Origin of the sequence: Brachybacterium sp. GCM10030252, from assembly GCF_042666535.1 — a bacterium.
Lineage (GTDB): Bacteria > Actinomycetota > Actinomycetes > Actinomycetales > Dermabacteraceae > Brachybacterium.
Window position 1 is genome coordinate 61813 of the sequence record NZ_JBHTDM010000008.1, and the last position, 17822, is coordinate 79634.

Sequence of the window (17822 nt, forward strand, 5' to 3'; positions counted from 1 at the left end):
CTTCGTCGAGATCCGATTCGGCCCCTCGAACCTACAACGTTGCAAACGGTGAAGACAAGGGTCCGGGCGGCGAAGGCGAGGTCTGGGACAGCGCACCGCCGGGACGAGAGCGCGGGGCAACGAACCGTCGGGACAAGAGTCGGGGGAGACTAGCGGTGGAGCGGGGCCTCGGGCTCAGCGTTCGTAGGTGAGGATGCGGTAGCGCAGGCCGTTGGCCGCTTCGTGCCACCCGGACTCCGGATCGGCCGACGTCTGCCGGAAGGCGCTGGGGACCTCGGGGGCGGTGGTGTCCCCGTCGACGTCGAGGTCGATCTCGGTGACGGAGAGCAGATCCGCGTCGTCCATCGTCTCCCGGTAGACCCCGCCGCCGCCGATCACCCAGATCGTCCCGTCCTGCGCGGCCAGCGACTCCTCCGCGAGGCGCAGCCCTTCCGGCAGGTCCCGCGCGCGTACCGCACCGTCCTCGGCGAAGTCGTCGTCGCGGGTGATGACGATGTTGGTACGGCCCGGCAGGGGGCGGAATCGGGGCGGGAAGGACTGCCAGGTCCGTCGGCCCATGACCACGGGGCAGCCCTGGGTGGTGCGCTTGAAGTGGGTGAGGTCCTCGGGCAGATGCCACGGCATCGTGCCGTCCGCACCGATCACGCCACTGCGCGCCTGCGCCCAGATCATCCCGATGCGCGGGCGGACGGGGCCACCGCTGCCGGCAGGGGCACCGGACCGGGCTGAGGCGCCGGATGCGGTCTCGTCGGCCGGACCCATCAGACCGCGACCGGCGCTTTGATGCCCGGGTGGTGCTCGTAGCCCGCCACCTCGAAGTCCTCGAGCACGTAGTCGAGGATCGAGTCCGGGCGGCGGGTGATCCGCAGGCTCGGGTAGGGGTAGGGCTCGCGGGCGAGCTGCTTGGTGACCTGCTCGATGTGGTTGTCGTAGACGTGGCAGTCCCCGCCGGTCCACACGAAGTCACCGACCTCGAGATCGGTCTGCTGGGCGACCATGTGCGTCAGCAGCGCGTAGCTGGCGATGTTGAAGGGGACCCCGAGGAACAGGTCGGCGCTGCGCTGGTAGAGCTGACAGGAGAGCCTGCCGTCGTGAACCTCGAACTGGAACAGGGCATGGCAGGGCGCCAGCGCCATCGCCGGGATGTCGGCCGGATTCCAGGCGGTCACGATCAGTCGCCGCGACTCAGGATTGGTGCGGATCTGCTGGACGACGTCACTGATCTGGTCGATCACGCCGCCCTCGGGGGTGGGCCAGGAGCGCCACTGCGCGCCGTAGACCGGGCCCAGCTCGCCGTTCTCGTCGGCCCACTCGTCCCAGATGCTCACCCCGCGCTCCTGCAGCCAGCGCACATTGGTGTCCCCGCGCAGGAACCACAGCAGCTCGAGCGCGAGCGAGCGGAAGTGGACGCGCTTGGTGGTGATCAGCGGGAAACCCGCCGAGAGGTCGTAGCGGAGCTGGCGGCCGAACAGGCTGCGGGTCCCGGTGCCGGTGCGGTCGCCCTTGGGGCTGCCGGTCTCCAGGACCTCGCGCAGCAGGTCCTCGTACGGGGTCGGGATGGTCACCGGGAGCGCTCCTCGATATCTGGTGTGGGCGTGGGGCCGGACGTGGGTGCGGAGGCATCGGCCGCTCTCGGGGCATGGACCGCCCCGGAGGCGCCGGGCGCGCCGGTCACCTTCGTGGTGGACTCGCGGACGACCAGCGAGTACGGGATGTCCACGACGCGGGGTGGCCCGTCGAAGCCCTGGATCCGCTCGGTCAGCAGATCCAGGACGGTCGCGGCCAGTGCGTGCTTGTCCGGGGAGATTGTGGTGAGCGAGGGGAAGGTGAACGGTGCGTCGGGCGTGTCGTCGTACCCCGTCACCGCGACGTCCTCGGGAACCCGTCGGCCCAGGCGCCGCAGCAGCGCGAGCACGCCGATCGCCAGATCGTCGTTGCCGCACACGATGCCGTCGATCTCGGGGTGCGCCTCCAGCAGCGCCGTGGCTCCCTCGTAGCCGTCGCTGCGCCGCCAGTCGTCGACCACCTGCACCGTGGCGGCCTCGGGCGGGAGTCCGTATTCGTGGATCGCGGAGAGGAAGCCGTCCCGGCGCAGTGAGCCGGAGCTGTGGGGCTGGTGACCCTGCTCGGTGTCGATCGCACCCAGGAAGGCCAGGGAGCGCCGGCCGCTCTCGAGCAGATGCGTGGTCGCGTCGAAGGCGGCGGCCGCGTTGTCGATGCGCACGTAGTCGCTGCCCTGCGGGAGGGTCTCGGGCAGGTGCTCGCCGATGAACACGGTGGGCTGACTGGTGTGCTTCATCCGCGCGAAGAGCTCCTCCTCGAGCACCAGCGGATTGAAGATCACGCCATCGCCGAAGATGCGTTTGAAGCCCTCCAGCACCGTGCGCTCGGCCTCGCGGCCCCCCGAGGTGGAGTGGAGCACGATCGTCTGGCCGCGCAGTTGGGCCTCCTCGATGAACTCCTGGGCGAGATCGGAGAAATAGGAGAAGTTCAGCGACGGCACCGCCAGGGTGACCATCTTGCTGGCCCCGGTGCGCAGCTGCTGCGCCGCGACCTGGGGGCGGTAGCCCACCTGCAGGATCGCCTCGCGGACGCTCTCCCGGGTCGACTCGCGCACATGCGGGTAGTCGTTGACCACGTTCGAGACGGTCTTGATCGAGACCCCCGCGAGCTCGGCGACATCGCGCAGCGACGGAGGGCGCTGGCGGCCGGTCGAGGAGTGCGTGGGCATACCTATGATTCTCGCACCGAACCGGGCCGCGGCGGCTGCAGGGCGCGCAGCGGTGGGGTCGGGCGATCAGCCCGACCCGCCCGTGAGACCCCGTTGACGCGGTCCTCTCGCTGTGAAAAGGTGTTTGCAACGATGTAAACCTGGCTGTCGCACCTGATCGTCGCACCTGGTCATCGCATCGTGTCCCGTCGCACTGTCGCGCGAACCGGCGCCCACTCCCCAGAAGGATCCTGACACCGATGTCTCCTGCGCTGACCCTCACCGTCAACCCCGCCTTCCGCGTCGCGCCCGTGCGCCGTCGCACCTTCGGTGCGTTCGTCGAGCACCTGGGCCGCTGCGTCTACACCGGCATCCACGAGCCCGATCATCCCTCGGCCGACGAGGACGGCTTCCGCACCGACGTCCTCGAGCTCACCCGTGAGCTCGGCGTCAGCTCGGTGCGCTACCCCGGCGGCAACTTCGTCTCCGGCTACAAGTGGGAGGACGGGGTCGGGCCCCTCGAGCAGCGACCCGCCCGCCACGACCTCGCCTGGCACTCCACCGAGCCCAACACCGTCGGCCTGGACGAGTTCATGGCCTGGGCGAAGAAGGCCGAGGTCGAACCGATGTACGCCGTGAACCTCGGCACCCGCGGGGTCGAGGAGGCCCTGGACGTGCTGCAGTATGCCAACGCCCCGCAGGGCATCGAGCTCTCCGATCAGCGCGCCGCCAACGGGTCGCCCCAGCCGCACGGCATCCGCATGTGGTGCCTGGGCAACGAGATGGACGGCCCCTGGCAGACGGGCCACAAGACCGCCGAGGAGTACGCCCGGGTGGCCACCGAGGCAGCCCGTGCCATGCGTCAGGAGGACCCGGACCTCGAGCTGATCGCCTGCGGCTCCTCGAACTCGCAGATGCCCACTTTCGGGGCCTGGGAGAACACCGTGCTGACCGAGGCCTACGACTTCGTGGACATGATCTCCGCCCACGCGTACTACTCGGAGAAGGACGGCGACCAGGCCTCCTTCCTCGCCTCGGCCGACGACATGGACTACTTCATCGACTCCGTCGTCGCCACCGCCGACCATGTGCGCGCGAAGCTGAAGCGCGACAAGCGCATCATGGTCAGCTTCGACGAGTGGAACATCTGGTACCAGCACCGCGCCGAGTCCCGCCCGCCGAGCGGCGACGACTGGCCCGTCGCCCCCGTGCTGCTGGAGGACGTCTACTCCGCGATGGACGCCGTGGTGTTCGGCAACCTGCTGATCTCCCTGCTGCGCCACAGCGACCGCGTCGCCTCCGCGTCCCTCGCCCAGCTGGTCAACGTGATCGCCCCGATCATGACCGAGCCCGGCGGGCGCGTGTGGAAGCAGACCATCTTCCATCCGTTCTCGCTCACGTCCCGCCACGCCAAGGGCGAGGTGCTCGACGTGCGGCTCCAGTCGCCGACGTTCGAGAACCAGCGCTTCGGCACCAGCACCTCGGGCGACGCGGTCGCGACCTGGGACGAGGAGACCGGGGACCTCACCGTCTTCGTCGTCAATCGCGACGCCTCGGGGCCGCTCGACCTGGGCGTGGACCTCACCGCCTTCGCCGGGCTCGAGCTCGTCGAGGCCCTCACCCTCCACCACGAGGACCCGTACGTGGCGAACACGGCCGATGCCCCCGACACCGTCACCCCGCAGAAGAACGAGTCGATCGCGCTCGCCGACGGCCGTCTGACCGGTGAGCTGCCCGCGATCTCGTGGTCGATCATCCGCCTGAGCCGCACCGGCGCCTGAGCAAGGAGAACTCCGATGAGCAACCCTGCCCGCACTGTCACCACCGGCCTGGCCTCGGCGCTGAGCGCCCCCAGCCCCGGCACCGGTACCACCGGATCGACCGGCCCCTCCAGCAGGCGGACCGACGGGCCCGCGCGCGTGGTCGTCGACCTCGACCTGCCCGGCGCCACCATCTCCCGCCATCTCTACGGCCACTTCGCCGAGCACCTCGGCCGCTGCATCTACGGCGGCTTCTTCGTCGGCGAGGACTCCGAGATCCCCAACACCCGCGGCATCCGCCACGACGTGGTCGACGCCCTGCGCGCCCTGCGGATCCCCAACCTGCGCTGGCCCGGCGGCTGCTTCGCCGACGAGTACCACTGGAAGGACGGCATCGGCCCGCGCGAGCAGCGCCCCCGCATGGTCAACTCCCACTGGGGCGACGTGGTCGAGGACAACTCCTTCGGCACCCACGAGTTCATGGACCTCGTCGAGCTGCTGGGCACCGAGGCCTACGTCAACGGCAACGTCGGCTCCGGCACCGTGGCCGAGATGAGCGAGTGGATCGAGTACCTCACCCGTGCCGACGACTCCCCGATGGCCTCCCTGCGCCGACAGAACGGGCGTGAGGAACCGTGGAAGGTGCCGTACTTCGGGATCGGCAACGAGGCCTGGGGCTGCGGCGGCAACATGCGCGCCGAGGACTACGCCGCCCTGGCCCGCCAGTACTCGACCTACGTGCGCGATCACGCGGGCAACGAGGTCACGCGCATCGCGGCCGGCGCCAGCGATGACGACTACGGCTGGACCGAGGCGCTGATGAAGGCCATCGGCACCCTCAAGGGCCGCGAGACCAAGCCCAAGCCCTTCCAGGCGATCTCCCTGCACCACTACACGATGTCCGGGCCGTGGCAGGACAAGGGCAGCGCCACCGAGTTCACCGAGGACGAGTGGTACCTGACCCTCGCCCGCGCCGCCCGCACCGAGGAGCTCGTCGCCCGCCACTCCACCGTCATGGACCACTACGACCCGCACAAGCAGGTGGGCCTCGTCCTGGACGAATGGGGCACCTGGTGGAACGTGGAGCCCGGCACCAACCCCGGCTTCCTGTACCAGCAGAACACCGTGCGTGACGCCCTGGTCGCCTCGCTCCACTTCGACGGCTTCCACCGCCACGCGGACCGCCTGGTCATGGCCAACATCGCCCAGACCGTCAACGTGCTGCAGGCGATGGTCCTCACCGACCCGGACTCCGGCGCGCTGGTGCTCACGCCGACGTATCACGTGTTCGAGATGAACGCCGGTCACCAGGACGCCGCGGCGCTGGACGCCCACGTGCTGCTGCCCGAGGAGCCGCGCGAGATCGAGGGCCGCACCCTGCCGTCGATCTCCGCCTCGGCGTCGACGACGGGGGAGTCGGCGCTGATCTCGCTGTCGAACCTGGATGCCTCGGAGGGCCGCGCGCTCGTGCTGGACCTGCGCGGCCGCGAGGTCGCCGGGCATTCGGCGCGGGTGCTCACCGGAGCGTGCTCTGCCGCGCACAACACCCCGGAACAGCCCGACGCGGTGGCTCCGGTGGAGCTGACGACGGTGCGCGAGCACGAGCGCGGCCTCGAGGTCGAGCTCCCGCCGCACTCCTTCGCGACGGTGCAGCTGCAGCTGGGTTGAGGGCGGGCCGCGGGTGGGCTGGCGCCTGGCCGCGGCGCCCCACGAACGCTGCGCCCTCGCTCAGCCGTCGTACCCTCACGCAGCCGCCGCACCCCCGCTCAGCCGCCGCGACGCAAGAGGTGCCGCTGACGTGGTACTTCTCGGCGCACGAGCGGTCCCGGCTGGGTCCCGCGACCGCCAGGGCCTGAATGGTGCCGCTGCGGTCGGGTCGAGGGCGAGCCCGTATCTGGGTTGCTCGCGCCTGGCTTGGCTATGGTGAAACAAAGCGTATACAGGTACGGTTACCTGCATACGGTCTGTTTCAGGAGGTGAGAGCCATGGGGGCAGAGACGCTGCGTCCGAAGCACGCGTGGCGTGGGGGCATGTCCCGGAGCAACCTCTACCGCGCGGCCCAGTCGGGGCGGTATGAGCGCATTGCTCGGGGCATCTACCGGCCGGCCGACGCGCCAGCCGCGGACTGGGACTGGATCGAGGCTGCCACCCGTCGTCGAGACGCGACGATCTGCCTGACTTCGGCGCTCGCTTTCCACGACCTCACTGACGCGATTCCTGATGCGCTCGACGTCGCCATCCCGCGCGGAGCCCGCATCCCTGCCACCGAGGCGGCAATCAACTGGCACCTGTTCGCCAAGGACACATTCACCCTCGGCCGCGCTGACATCGCGGTCCCGAGAACGGCCCAACGCATCGGCATCTACTCGCCCGAGCGGTGCATCGCCGATGCCTTCCGCCTTCGCGGCGACGTCGGATACGAGCTCGGCAGAGACGCCCTTCGCGAATGGCTGCGCAGGGGTGGCAGGCCGGCCGATCTCATGGAGATCGCGTCCAGGCTCCCCAGGGCCGAGGGGCCGATTCTTCACGCACTGGACATCCTCGCGTGAGCACAGGCGAGGCCGTCTTTCGGCAGCTTCAGAACCGAGCCCGATCGGACGGCGCCAAGGCCGGTAAGCCCACTCCCACGGCCGAGTACCTCACCCGTCACGTGCTTGAATCGTTCCTTGAGCGGCTCGCCCGCACGGATCACCGGGACAACTTCATCTTGAAGGGCGGCATTCTGCTTGCCGTCTACGGCGTACGCCGCCCCACGAAGGACGTGGACTCTGAAGCGGTCAATGTCTCTGTCACGCCCGAGCACATCGTGGACGTTGTGCGTCACGTGGCGGCAGTCGATGTCGCGGATGGTGTCTGGTTCGACGTGGACACGGTCAGCATCCAGGAGATTCGCGACGACGCCGAGTATCCCGGCATGCGGGTGCGGGTCAACTGTCGTGTCGGGCCTCAAATGCTCGTCGTGGTCTGGGACATCTCCACGGGCGACCCGATCGTGCCGCTGCCGCGGCCGGTTAAGGTTCCTCGGGTGCTCGGTCACGACATAGAGATGCTGGGCTACGCGCCGGAGACCACCGTGGCCGAAAAAGGCGTGACCATTCTGGAGCGGGGGACCGCGAGCACCCGGTGGCGCGACTACATCGACATCGTCCAGCTGAGCGAGAAGCACGGTGTTGATGAGGACCTGCTTCGGGAATCAGCCCAGGCCGTGGCCCGGTATCGCAAAATTGCCCTCGGCCCGATTGCACCTGTCATCGCAGGGTACGGGGCCATCGGCCAGGTGAAGTGGGCTGCCTGGAGACGCAAGGAACGCCTCGAGGACGTCAGCGAGCCTTACCTTGACGCCCAGATGGCCAAGGTTGCCGCAGTCCTCGACCCCGTATTCAGACGGTCTGACCGAGCGTAGGTTCGGTCGCGATTTCCGGACCGGATCGGATGCACGAAGCCGGGGCCGGAAGTTCAGGGCCGGATCGAGTAGGTTCTCGCGTGTGACCGCATCGCCGTCCGCGCCTGCTGCGCCGACTCCTTCGCTGCCCGAGCCTGTCCCCATCGACCTCGGTGGGGTCCGGATCGCCACCTACGAATTCGGAGCGGATGGCAGCGCCTCCCGCGGTGACGTCCTGTTCTGCCATGGCACCCCGTGGTCGGCCCAGGTGTGGGCACCGGTGGCCCGGGCCCTGAGTGTGACCTTCCGCGTGCACCTGTGGGACATGCCCGGTTACGGCCGCTCCGGCAAGGAGGCCGACGTCCCGCTCGACCTCGTGACCCAGAGTGAGCGGTTCGCGCGGCTGCTCGAGCACTGGCAGTTGGAGAGCCCCCACGTGATCGCCCACGACATCGGCGGCGCAGTCGCCCTCGGCGCCCACCTGCGTGGCGGCAGCCAGTTCGCCTCGCTGGCGCTGTGGGACGTCGTGACACTCGACCCGTGGGGCTCGCCGTTCTTCCGGCTCGTCGCCGAGCACGCCGACGTCTTCAGCGCCCTGCCGCCCGCGCTCCACGCCGCCCTGGTGCGCGAGTACATCAGCGGCGCCGCGCACCGCACGCTGACCGCGGAGCAGTCGGAGTTGCTGGTCTCTCCCTGGATCGAGGGGGAGGGGCAGGCCGGGTTCTACCGCCAGATCGCAGCGCTGAGCCCCGAGCACACCGAGCCCCTCGTGGAACGGCTCCACCAGGTGCGCTGCCCCGTGAGGATCGGCTGGGGCGAGCAGGACCCGTGGATCCCGGTCGAGCAGGCGTCCCGGTTGCAGGAGGCGCTGCCGGGAGAGCCGCCGCTGGCCGTGCTGCCGGATGTCGGGCATCTCGCGCCGATCGAGGCGACCGAGCCGGTCGCCACGGCGCTCGCGGAGTGGCTCGCTGGGGCCGCTGATCAGGGCGCTTCGGCCAGCGCCTGACCGCGCTGACGGCCGGGCTTCTCCGGCGGTCGGCCGCACCCGATCTGTATTCAACCGAAGGGTTGACGACGCCGCGGAGTCGGCGTAGCGTCTCCGTTGTCAACCAGGAAGTTGAGAAAGGGAGGTATGGACGACGACACTCTCTCGCGGGCCTTCGCCGCTCTCGCCGACCCCACCCGCCGCGACCTCGTCTCCCGACTCACTCTCGGTGACGCCACCGTGGGCGAGCTCGCCGCCCCCTATGACATGTCGCTGCAGGCCGTGAGCAAACACCTCGCGGTCCTCGAATCGGCCGGCCTCGTCACCCGCCGGCGCGATGCCCAACGCCGCCCCGTGCATCTCGACGCCGAGACGCTGGGGGAGCTGACCACATGGATCGACCGACATCGCAGGGCCGCCGAGGCACGCATGTCCCGCCTCGACGAGGTCCTCGAGCACGCAGGAACCCCTGACACAGGCCTCACCGATTCTCAGGAGACATCGCCATGAACGTCACCGACCGTCTGACCACTGCCGCCATCGAAGCCGACCCCGACGTCCCCCTGATCCGCATCACCCGGGACTTCCCTGCTACTCCGGAGCAGATCGTCCGCGCTCACACCGACCCGGACCTCTACGCCCAGTGGGTCGGGCCCAAGGACCTCTCGACCCGCATCGACCACTGGGACGCCCGCACCGGCGGCTCCTGGGCCTTCACCAACATCCGGGGTGAGGAGGAGTACTCCTTCCACGGCTGCTTCCACGAGGTCTCCGAGAATCGCATCGTCCAGACCTTCACCTTCGACGGCTGGCCCGAGGGGGTCTCGCTGGAGACGATGCGATTCGAGGACCTGGGGGACGGCTGGACCCGCATGCACAGCCAGTCGCTGACCGACTCCTTCGAGGCGCGCGGTCAAATGCTGGAATCCGGCATGGAAGTCGGCATCAACGAGGGCTACGCGAAGCTCGACGAGCTCCTCGAGGCCGGTTCCGTGCCGGCGGGAGCACAGTCTCCTGCGGCGGAGCAGACAGCGTGAGCACCCCGCTGCCCCAGCTCCCGCCCGACGCGAAGTACCGCGCCATCTCCGACCGGTTCACCGAGACGGTCGGCGGGGTGAAGGACTGGGACGCACCCACGCCCGTCGCGGAATGGCGTGCCCGGGATGTCGTCGACCATCTCGTCACGTGGCTGCCGGCCATGATCCACGGGGGCTCGGATGTCCGCTTCTCGGCCGGGCCGTCGGCGGACGACGACCCCGTCGGCGCCTGGAACCATCTCGATAGGCAGGTCCGTGAGCTGTTCGAGGACCCGGCTGCCGCGCAGCACCTGCACTCGAATCCGCACACCGGCCAGGACAGGCCGGTCCCGGACGTCGTCGACTCGGTCTTCACCGGGGACGTCTTCTTCCACACCTGGGACCTGGCTCGCTCATCGGGCCAGGACGACGCGCTCGATCCCGACATGGTCCACGAGGCGCTGGCCGGGATGAGTGCCATGGAGGAGATGCTGCGATCCAGCGGCCAGTTCGGGCAGCAGCAGCCCGTGCCGCAGGAGGCGACCGAGCAGGAGAAGCTCTTCGCCTTCCTGGGCCGCGATCCGCGATGGGAGGCTGCGGCCGGCTGATCTCCTCCAGGCCCGATCGCCGAGCGGACCCTTCGGCGTCAGACGTTCCCGCGGGAACGTCTGACGCCGAGACACGTTCCCGCGGGAACGTTCATCGGGTCGGCGCGACGGTGCGCGGAGGACGCTCGTGGCCGTGCGGAGGCGTTCCCGCGGGAACGCCTCCGGGCGAGGTCGTCGACGTCTTGTCGCGGCACATCACTCGCGGCACGCCGCCCGCCGATCAGGAGTCGCCGCTCGAGGCGGGGAACTCGTCGTCGCTGACAGGCATGGCCCCGACGATCGCGGGCACCTCATCGGCCGTCACCGGGTGGTCGAACACGGCCGCGTGCACCCGGACGTCGAGGTGGGCGCCGCGGGGTATGTCCCGCGGAGCGGACCAGGCGAGGCTCGTGCCGATTCCTACGTAGTCCGATGCGCGCACGAACCACGGGTCGACACGACTCTGCGTCTGGATGTCCTGCACGAGCACGAGACTGGTCCACTCGTTGCCGTGGCGTCGCTGGACGACCAGGAACGGACTCGTCGACCCATGGGCGATCGACTCCCCGTGACCGTCCTCGACCAGGATGCGGGTCTCGTCCGCGTCGGGCAGACGCCAGAACAGGCCCCCGTACCCCGCCCCCAGCCGGCCCCGGTTCGCGGGGCTCGTCAGGCGCACGTCGGCGGTGTCCGCGTACAGGCGGCTGCGCCAGGCAAGGCCCCACCCATAGTGCTCGGGCAGGACGAACGCCCGGAGGCGTCGCCGTTCGAGCAGGACGTCGCGGCCATCATGATCGAGCCACCTGACCTCCGAGCGCAGATCGCGCCCGGTCTCCGCGGTCTCCGTCCCGCGGATCTCCTGGACACCCTGGTTCGCCAGCAGGGTCGAGCCACGGCCCTCGACAAAGGTGCGCCCTCCCCAGTACGTGGTGCCGTTGACGTCGGGCAGGGCGAGCGACAGACCGAAATGATGCCGATGATCGACCGGATTCGTGACCGTCAGCGCTCGTCCGTGCAGAGAGCGCACGGGGTGCAGGTGAGGGCGCGGGCTGTGGACGGGGGCCATGGACGCCCCCGTCACGGCGGCGGTCAGCAGCGTCCCCCCGTGCAGAAGGGTCCAGTCCCGACCTTCCCGCACCCAGCCCAGCGGCTTCTTCGCGAGGTCGGCATCGTATGCCCCCGACAGTGCATCGGCATGGTCGGGAACGGGCACTCTCGACGGCGGCACGCGCCCCGTGCTGTCGCCGACGATCAGCTGCGGCTCGAGCAGGACATCGCCGACGGTCTCGTCGGCGCCCGGGCTCTCGATGTGGTCGCGCAGCCGGGTCCAGGCGACCGCGCCCGGATCCAGCTGCTCCTGGCCGACGGTGGTCAGACGCGGCACGGCGAAGCGGGACAGCTCGATGCCGTCGAAACCGGTGACCGAGAGGTCTCCGGGCACGTTGACGCCGAACTCGTTCAGGCGCGCCAGGATGCCGAAGGCCGTGAGGTCGTTGAACCCCAGCACAGCGGTGGCCCCGGATTCGAGCACCTGCTCGGCCACCTCGTACCCGTCGGACATGGTCGAGCCGCCGTGGATGGAGCGGAGCGTCGTCCCCGGGGAGGCGTCGACGAGGCTGTTCAGAGCGGTCAGACGTGCACGGTTGGCCGCGCTGCGGGGCGGGCCGGCCACGTACAGCAGATCCCGGTGCCCGAACGCCTCGAGATGACGGACCAGCTGCGTCATGCCTCCCGCATAGTCGATGCTGATGGTGGTGGCGCGGCCCGCGGTGGTGCGACGGTTGACGAGAACCACGGGAGCGATGGTGCTGACGAGCTCGTCGAGGACGAGGTCGTCCATGCGGGGCGAGACCAGCACCACCGCGTCGCAACGGCGGCGTGCCTCGCGGGCGATCGACTCCTCCCGCTCCGGTGAGGAGGCCTCCGCGACCAGCACGCTGTATCCGTCGGCCTCCGCGCTGCGGGAGAGACCGCGCAGGATCGCCTGGAACATGGGGTTGCCGAGGTCCGGGACCACCAGCGCCACCGTCAGGGTGCGCCCGGTCGAGAGATTGCGGGCAGTGAGGTTCGGACGGTACTGCAGCTTCTGCGCCGCCTCCTTCACACGGAGGCCGATCGACGGATCGACGCTGGTGCGGCCGTTGAGGACGCGCGACACCGTGGCGCGGGAGACCCCGGCCGCCTCCGCCACCTGGGTGATGGTCGGCCCACCTCCGCCTCGGGGCATCAGATGTCACATCCTTCGCAGTGCACGGTCACCGGGCTGAAACTCGCCCTCCGGTCGTCCAGGACATGGTCCACCATGCTCCCGGCCGCGGCGAACAGGCCGACCTCCGCGCCGATCCACCGTCCCTTCGTACTCTGCCATCCGGTCAGCAGCCACTGGGGAGGTGCCGCCCCCGCAGGGCGACCGGCCGGGGCCGCTCGGCCCGGCGATGCCCCCAGCGCTATGCGACCTGCCTGATCGCAGGTCAGATGCAGGCGTATCGAGGCCTCGGCGGTCGGGTCCGCCGTGAGCAGCCGGGCGCGGTGGATCGTCTCGTCGGCCGCGTCCTGCGGCATCGTGCCGTGGACGAGGGCTATGCCGTCCCCGTCCCGAACCAGTCCGACCCACGCGTAGCTCAGCCCGAGCACTACGATCCCCGCCCGCTCGGGGGCGGCATCGCGGCGCGGGGGTGCAGCAGGAAGGTGGAGCTCCACCTCCCAGCTGCTCGGCTGCCCCGGAAGCTGCTGGCCGAGCACGTCACCGAGCTGCCGGAGATCGGCGCGGGGACTCGGCGCGAAGGCCAGGTCCAGTCGCCCGTCCCCGGTGCGCCACCGGTCGGCCCGGGGGTTGGCCTGCCAGTGCCAGCGCGGAGCGAGCTCGCGCGAGGTGAAGTCATCGGAACGCCGCGGCTCCGTGTAGCCCGTGACCGGACCGCTGCCGCCCACGGCGCCGACCTCGGGGACGACGGCGACCGGACGGCCGCGGGTCGCGTCGACGGGCTCACCCATGTGGGGCCACCCCTCGGCGTCGAAACGGACCGGCTGGACGTGGGTGACACGGCCGAAGACGTCGCGGTCCTGGAAGTGGACGAACCACCAGCAGCCCTGCTCGTCGTCGACCAATGCGCCCTGGTGGGGACCATTGACCGGCGTGTCGTCCTGCTCCAGCACCACGCGGTACTCGTAGGGGCCGCGGAGGTCGCGGGAGCGGAAGACGACCTGGTACCCGTCGGCGACCCCTCCCGCCGGGGCGTAGATCCAGTACCAGCCGTCGTGGACGTACGCCTTGGGGCCCTCCAGGGTGAGCATGCCGGGGATCTCGGCGCCGTCGATGAGCACCTCGGATGCGGTCAGCGGGGCCGTGAGGTCCGGGGTCACCTCCAGCAGCGAGAGGCGATTCTTGATCCCGGCGCGCGACCGCGCCCAGCCGTGCACCAGATGCGCGCGGCCCTCGTCGTCCCACAGGGGGCACGGGTCGATCAATCCGTGCCCGGCGAGCAGGAGCCGGGGCTCGCTCCACGGACCCGCGGGATGCGGCGCGTCGATCACGAAGATCCCGTGGTCGGGGTCGGGGTAGACGATGAAGAAGGTGCCGTCGTGCTCCCGGATGCTGGGAGCCCAGACGCCGCTGCCGCGCCGCGGGAGCGCATAGTGCTCGAGCGGGACCAGCGCCGGCAGCGCATTGGTCACGTGCTCCCAGTCGACGAGGTTCGACGAGCGCAGCACGGGCAGTCCCGGGGCTCGATTGAAGCTGGAGGCGATCATCCAGTAGTCGCCGCCGACGCGGATGACGTCCGGGTCTGGCCAATCCGCATCGAGGACAGGGTTCGATCGGTGTTCCAACGTGACTCCTCCGCACGGCCTGCTCAGGGCGCTGGTCCGATTCGTGCGGGCGCTTCCGCGCGACCTGCGGGGAACCGGTTACACAGCCTGCTGCGCGCACACTATCAGGTGGCCGGCCGCGGTGAGGCCCTTGAGGTCGCGTGGCCGGGCGACGCCGTGACCAGTAGAGATGGAGCCGGGGCGGCAGGCTGCCCAGAATCTTGTTCGCCCGCAGCGTTGACAGCCGGGAGATCGCCACTCACACTGGGGAGACCGCGGGGAACCGGTTTCACACGACTGTTCCCCGCCCGTGCTTCGACGACGAACAAGGATGGCCAATGGCGGCTGACCCCGTACGCGACCCCAGGATCTCGTCTCCTGTGCTCGCCGCAACCGTGCCTGAGCCCCCTGCGGGAAAGGCGGCCGTACAGGCGCGCAAGAGATCGCTGGCCGCGATGCTCTGGCGCCACCGGGTGCTCTACCTGATGGCACTGCCCGGAATCGTCTACTTCCTGGTGTTCAAGTACCTGCCGATGGGCGGTCTGATCATCGCGTTCCAGGACTACCAGCCGTTCCTGGGGATCCTCAGCAGCCCCTGGGTCGGCTTCGAGCACTTCGTCCGCCTGTTCACGCAGGACACGTTCTTCATGCTGCTGCGCAACACCCTGGTGCTGTCGGGGCTGCTCATGCTCATCTCGTTCCCGGTGCCGATCATCCTCGCGCTGCTGATGAACGAACTGCGCGGACGCTTCTTCAAGCGGAGCGTGCAGACGATCATCTACATCCCCCACTTCATGTCGTGGGTGATCGTGGTGTCGCTGTTCTACGTGCTGCTCACGACCGACGGCGGGGCCATCAACAACCTCATCACCTCGCTGGGCGGGCAGCCCGTCGCCTTCCTCACCGATCCCGAATGGCTGCGCCCGATGTACGTGTTCCAGCACGTCTGGCGCACGGCGGGCTGGGGGACGATCGTCTACCTGGCCGCCCTGACCGCGGTCGACATGACGCTCTACGAGGCCGCCGAGATCGACGGCGCCAACCGGTGGAAGCAGACCTGGCACGTCACCCTGCCTGCCATCCGGCCCACGATCATCGTGCTGTTCATCCTCTCGATCGGTGACTTCCTCGAACTCGGGTTCGAGCACATGTTCCTGCTGCTGAACTCGATGAACCGTGAGGTCGGCGAAATCTTCGACACCTTCGTCTACACCGCCGGCATCCAGAACGGCCAGCTCAGCTTCGCGACCGCAGTGGGCCTGTTCAAGGGCCTCGTGGGGCTCGTGCTCGTGATGGGCGTGAACTCGCTGGCGAAGCGGATCGGCGAGGAAGGGGTGTACTGATGTTCGGTTTCGAGCAGTTCGTGGCCCTGAACCGCCGGCTCTCCGGGCTCTGGCGCCTGGCCTGGCTGAACATCCTGTGGATCGCGGTGACCGTGGCCGGTCTCGGTCTCGTGGGTTTCGGTCCGGCGAGCTACGCGCTGGCCAAGTATCTCCATCACTGGCTGCGGGACGGCACCACCCCGCCGGTGGCCCCGACCTTCTTCCGGTACGCCCGGGAGCTGCGGTGGCACCCCGTGGTGATGGGGGCGGTCCTCCTGCTCGCCGGCGCCGTCATCCTGGTCAACCTGCTGAGCCTCTCGGACTGGTACCTGAGGGCGGCGAACCTCGCGGCAGCCGCCGTGCTGTGGATCCTCGGCGCCTACGTGTTCTTCGTGATGGCCGCCCTCGACGTGACCGGCATCCGTGCACAGCTCAGCAGCGCCCTGCTGCTGGGGGTGGGCTCGCTGCACTGGACCATCATCGCCACCACCACCGTGCTGGTCGGCTACGGCCTGATGCTGCGCTTCGCCGCGCCGCTGCTGGTGATGTTCGGAATCGCCCTGCCCGCCCTCGTCTTCGCCGCCGTCTGCCGGCGGATCCTCCGTGATCTCGAGATCTCCTCGGAGGCCGACCCCCACCCCGTGCTGCGCGTGCCAGCGCACCCGGCGGAGCGCACCGACGCGTCCCCGCCTCGCCCGACGAAGACCGCCGAGCGGTCGTCGTCTCTCCCGAAAGGAACCCCGGCATGATCACTCGCAGAACTCTCCTGTCCTCCGCACCTCTGGCCGCCACCGGCGCCCTCGCCCTGTCCTCCTGCGGAAGCAGCGGCGGCGGCTCGGCCGGCGCCGGTGGCGGCTCGCTGACCTGGATGTCGATGCTGCACACCCCGTCCACGCCGCAGGCGGACGGCCCGGTGATGACCGCGCTGACCGAGCACACGGGGACCGATTTCCAGTTCCAGTGGGTTCCGGACGCCTCCAAGGAGGAGAAGGTCAACGCGGCCCTGGCCTCGGGCTCGGTCGCCGACATCACGTCCCTGAACCAGCTGGCGATGCCGTCGATCCGGGACGCACTCAGCTCCGGACTGTTCTGGGAGGTCGAGGAGTTCCTCGCCGACTATCCGAACCTCAGCCAGATCAACCCGGACACCCTCGAGGGGGCACGGCTGGACGGTGCGCTGTACGGCGTGCCGTTCCAGAAGCCGCTCGCCCGCTACGGCGTGCTGGTGCGGCAGGACTGGCTGGACCGCCTCGGCCTCGAGGTGCCCCACACCATCGAGGAGCTCGGCGAGGTCGCGAAGGCCTTCGCCGAGGACGACCCGACCGGCACCGGCGCCGCGGCCACCGGGTTCATCGACCGTCAGGAGAGCTTCCTGGTCGGCTTCCGATCGCTCGCCGGCTACTTCGGCGCGGGCGACAAGTTCCAGCTGGACGACGCCGGCAACATCGTCCCCGCCTGCACCACCGACCCCTGGAAGGAGGCCATGCAGTGGTACCGCGAGGTCTACGAGGCCGGCGGCGTGAACCAGGAGTTCATCACGATGCAGAAGCAGAACCAGCAGCAGGCGATCGCGCAGGACAAGGGCGGCATCGTCGTCACCGGGCTGTTCGAGGCCAAGAACTACGTGGCGCTCGCCGAGTCGATCAACCCCGACACCGAGGTGTCGTGGACGCTCATCAACGACATCACCTATGCGGACGTGCCGCGGCGGATCGTCTCGGACACCGGCGGGGGCATGGGCGGCCTGATGTGCTTCTCGACCCAGTCGCTCACCTCCGAGGAGGACCTCGCCCGCGGGCTGACCCTCATCGACGAGCTGCTCGAGGAGCCCGCCTTCCAGCTCATGACCAACGGCATCGAGGGCACGCACTACGAGATGGATGACGACGGGGTGGTGACCATCATCGATCAGCCCCTGTGGGAGCAGCAGGTCCAGCCCTACAACGGCTCACGCCCGTCGGACCTGGTGGAGATCTACAAGTCGTCCGACGAGTACGTGAACCAGGCGAACGAGATGATGGACGAGAACGCCGAGTACGCCATCACCAACCCGGCGCAGTCGCTGACGTCCCCGACGTACGACAACCAGTGGGCGACCATCGAGCAGGCGCTCAACGACGCCTACAACACCTTCATGATCGGCCAGACCTCCATGAGCGACTACGAGGCCGCCATCGAGGCCGTGCGCTCCCAGGGCCTGGACGACATCATCGCCGAGTACACCGAGGCCTACGACGCCGTCAACGGCTGACG

Annotated in this window: 16 protein-coding genes; 11 read left to right on the forward strand and 5 right to left on the reverse strand. The window is 69.4% G+C overall.

Features of this window, described 5'->3' with window-relative positions:
- Positions 1-174: 174 nt before the first annotated feature.
- From ACFQRJ_RS08070 to ACFQRJ_RS08080, 3 genes are read right to left on the reverse strand one after another with little or no spacing between them, the layout of a single operon-like run.
- Positions 175-762, reverse strand: coding sequence for a dihydrofolate reductase (locus tag ACFQRJ_RS08070; protein WP_377018479.1), 588 nt, complete (start codon positions 760-762; stop codon positions 175-177).
- Positions 762-1565 (reverse strand): thymidylate synthase, encoded by an 804-nt coding sequence (locus tag ACFQRJ_RS08075; RefSeq protein ID WP_377018480.1) that lies wholly within the window; start codon positions 1563-1565, stop codon positions 762-764. Before ACFQRJ_RS08075 ends, ACFQRJ_RS08070 begins: the two co-directional genes overlap by 1 nt.
- On the reverse strand, positions 1562-2731 hold the full coding sequence (locus tag ACFQRJ_RS08080) for a LacI family DNA-binding transcriptional regulator (RefSeq protein WP_377018481.1): 1170 nt from the start codon (positions 2729-2731) through the stop codon (positions 1562-1564). The genes ACFQRJ_RS08075 and ACFQRJ_RS08080 overlap by 4 nt, the downstream gene beginning before the upstream one ends.
- A 239-nt stretch (positions 2732-2970) precedes the next feature.
- On the opposite strand from ACFQRJ_RS08080, the gene ACFQRJ_RS08085 reads away from it, so the two are divergent.
- The 8 genes from ACFQRJ_RS08085 (at position 2971) to ACFQRJ_RS08120 (ending at position 10461) form a co-directional block, all read left to right on the forward strand.
- On the forward strand, positions 2971-4491 hold the full coding sequence (locus ACFQRJ_RS08085) for an alpha-N-arabinofuranosidase (protein ID WP_377018482.1): 1521 nt from the start codon (positions 2971-2973) through the stop codon (positions 4489-4491).
- Between the two features lie 15 nt (positions 4492-4506).
- On the forward strand, positions 4507-6138 hold the full coding sequence (locus tag ACFQRJ_RS08090; RefSeq protein ID WP_377018483.1) for an alpha-N-arabinofuranosidase: 1632 nt from the start codon (positions 4507-4509) through the stop codon (positions 6136-6138).
- A gap of 362 nt (positions 6139-6500) precedes the next feature.
- Positions 6501-7019 (forward strand): type IV toxin-antitoxin system AbiEi family antitoxin domain-containing protein, encoded by a 519-nt coding sequence (locus ACFQRJ_RS08095; protein ID WP_377018485.1) that lies wholly within the window; start codon positions 6501-6503, stop codon positions 7017-7019.
- Positions 7016-7873 (forward strand): nucleotidyl transferase AbiEii/AbiGii toxin family protein, encoded by an 858-nt coding sequence (locus ACFQRJ_RS08100; protein ID WP_377018486.1) that lies wholly within the window; start codon positions 7016-7018, stop codon positions 7871-7873. Before ACFQRJ_RS08095 ends, ACFQRJ_RS08100 begins: the two co-directional genes overlap by 4 nt.
- Before the next feature lie 82 nt (positions 7874-7955).
- Positions 7956-8858, forward strand: coding sequence for an alpha/beta fold hydrolase (locus tag ACFQRJ_RS08105; RefSeq protein WP_377018487.1), 903 nt, complete (start codon positions 7956-7958; stop codon positions 8856-8858).
- Between the two features lie 126 nt (positions 8859-8984).
- Complete coding sequence (locus ACFQRJ_RS08110; protein WP_377018488.1) at positions 8985-9347, forward strand: ArsR/SmtB family transcription factor; 363 nt, start codon at positions 8985-8987, stop codon at positions 9345-9347.
- A complete protein-coding gene (locus ACFQRJ_RS08115) occupies positions 9344-9874 on the forward strand; it encodes an SRPBCC family protein (RefSeq protein WP_377018489.1) in 531 nt (176 codons plus the stop codon). Before ACFQRJ_RS08110 ends, ACFQRJ_RS08115 begins: the two co-directional genes overlap by 4 nt.
- The gene (locus tag ACFQRJ_RS08120) at positions 9871-10461 is read left to right on the forward strand and encodes a TIGR03086 family metal-binding protein (protein ID WP_377018490.1); all 591 of its coding nucleotides are present in this window, start codon (positions 9871-9873) and stop codon (positions 10459-10461) included. Before ACFQRJ_RS08115 ends, ACFQRJ_RS08120 begins: the two co-directional genes overlap by 4 nt.
- 220 nt (positions 10462-10681) lie before the next feature.
- Here the strand turns inward: ACFQRJ_RS08120 and ACFQRJ_RS08125 are convergent, their stop codons facing one another.
- Positions 10682-12667 (reverse strand): DUF6807 family protein, encoded by a 1986-nt coding sequence (locus ACFQRJ_RS08125; protein WP_377018491.1) that lies wholly within the window; start codon positions 12665-12667, stop codon positions 10682-10684.
- Positions 12667-14268, reverse strand: a complete 1602-nt coding sequence (locus tag ACFQRJ_RS08130) for a family 43 glycosylhydrolase (protein ID WP_377018492.1) — start codon at positions 14266-14268, stop codon at positions 12667-12669. Before ACFQRJ_RS08130 ends, ACFQRJ_RS08125 begins: the two co-directional genes overlap by 1 nt.
- Before the next feature lie 374 nt (positions 14269-14642).
- Here ACFQRJ_RS08130 and ACFQRJ_RS08135 point away from each other — a divergent pair, with 374 nt between their 5' ends.
- Genes ACFQRJ_RS08135 through ACFQRJ_RS08145 form a run of 3 tightly spaced genes read left to right on the forward strand, consistent with a single transcriptional unit; the run spans position 14643 to position 17820 of the window.
- A complete protein-coding gene (locus ACFQRJ_RS08135; protein ID WP_377018493.1) occupies positions 14643-15590 on the forward strand; it encodes an ABC transporter permease in 948 nt (315 codons plus the stop codon).
- Positions 15590-16318 carry a YesL family protein gene (locus ACFQRJ_RS08140; protein ID WP_377018494.1) on the forward strand — a complete coding sequence of 243 codons (729 nt, stop codon included), beginning with the start codon at positions 15590-15592 and terminating at the stop codon, positions 16316-16318. The genes ACFQRJ_RS08135 and ACFQRJ_RS08140 overlap by 1 nt, the downstream gene beginning before the upstream one ends.
- On the forward strand, positions 16315-17820 hold the full coding sequence (locus ACFQRJ_RS08145) for an extracellular solute-binding protein (RefSeq protein WP_377018495.1): 1506 nt from the start codon (positions 16315-16317) through the stop codon (positions 17818-17820). The genes ACFQRJ_RS08140 and ACFQRJ_RS08145 overlap by 4 nt, the downstream gene beginning before the upstream one ends.
- Positions 17821-17822 lie beyond the last annotated feature (2 nt).

Coding starts and splice junctions, on each gene's coding strand:
- ACFQRJ_RS08070 (WP_377018479.1), bottom strand. CDS start 762: ATGGGTCCGGCCGACGAGACCGCATCCGGCGCCTCAGCCCGGTCCGGT.
- ACFQRJ_RS08080 (WP_377018481.1), bottom strand. CDS start 2,731: ATGCCCACGCACTCCTCGACCGGCCGCCAGCGCCCTCCGTCGCTGCGC.
- ACFQRJ_RS08085 (WP_377018482.1), top strand. CDS start 2,971: ATGTCTCCTGCGCTGACCCTCACCGTCAACCCCGCCTTCCGCGTCGCG.
- ACFQRJ_RS08090 (WP_377018483.1), top strand. CDS start 4,507: ATGAGCAACCCTGCCCGCACTGTCACCACCGGCCTGGCCTCGGCGCTG.
- ACFQRJ_RS08095 (WP_377018485.1), top strand. CDS start 6,501: ATGTCCCGGAGCAACCTCTACCGCGCGGCCCAGTCGGGGCGGTATGAG.
- ACFQRJ_RS08110 (WP_377018488.1), top strand. CDS start 8,985: ATGGACGACGACACTCTCTCGCGGGCCTTCGCCGCTCTCGCCGACCCC.
- ACFQRJ_RS08115 (WP_377018489.1), top strand. CDS start 9,344: ATGAACGTCACCGACCGTCTGACCACTGCCGCCATCGAAGCCGACCCC.
- ACFQRJ_RS08125 (WP_377018491.1), bottom strand. CDS start 12,667: ATGCCCCGAGGCGGAGGTGGGCCGACCATCACCCAGGTGGCGGAGGCG.
- ACFQRJ_RS08140 (WP_377018494.1), top strand. CDS start 15,590: ATGTTCGGTTTCGAGCAGTTCGTGGCCCTGAACCGCCGGCTCTCCGGG.
- ACFQRJ_RS08145 (WP_377018495.1), top strand. CDS start 16,315: ATGATCACTCGCAGAACTCTCCTGTCCTCCGCACCTCTGGCCGCCACC.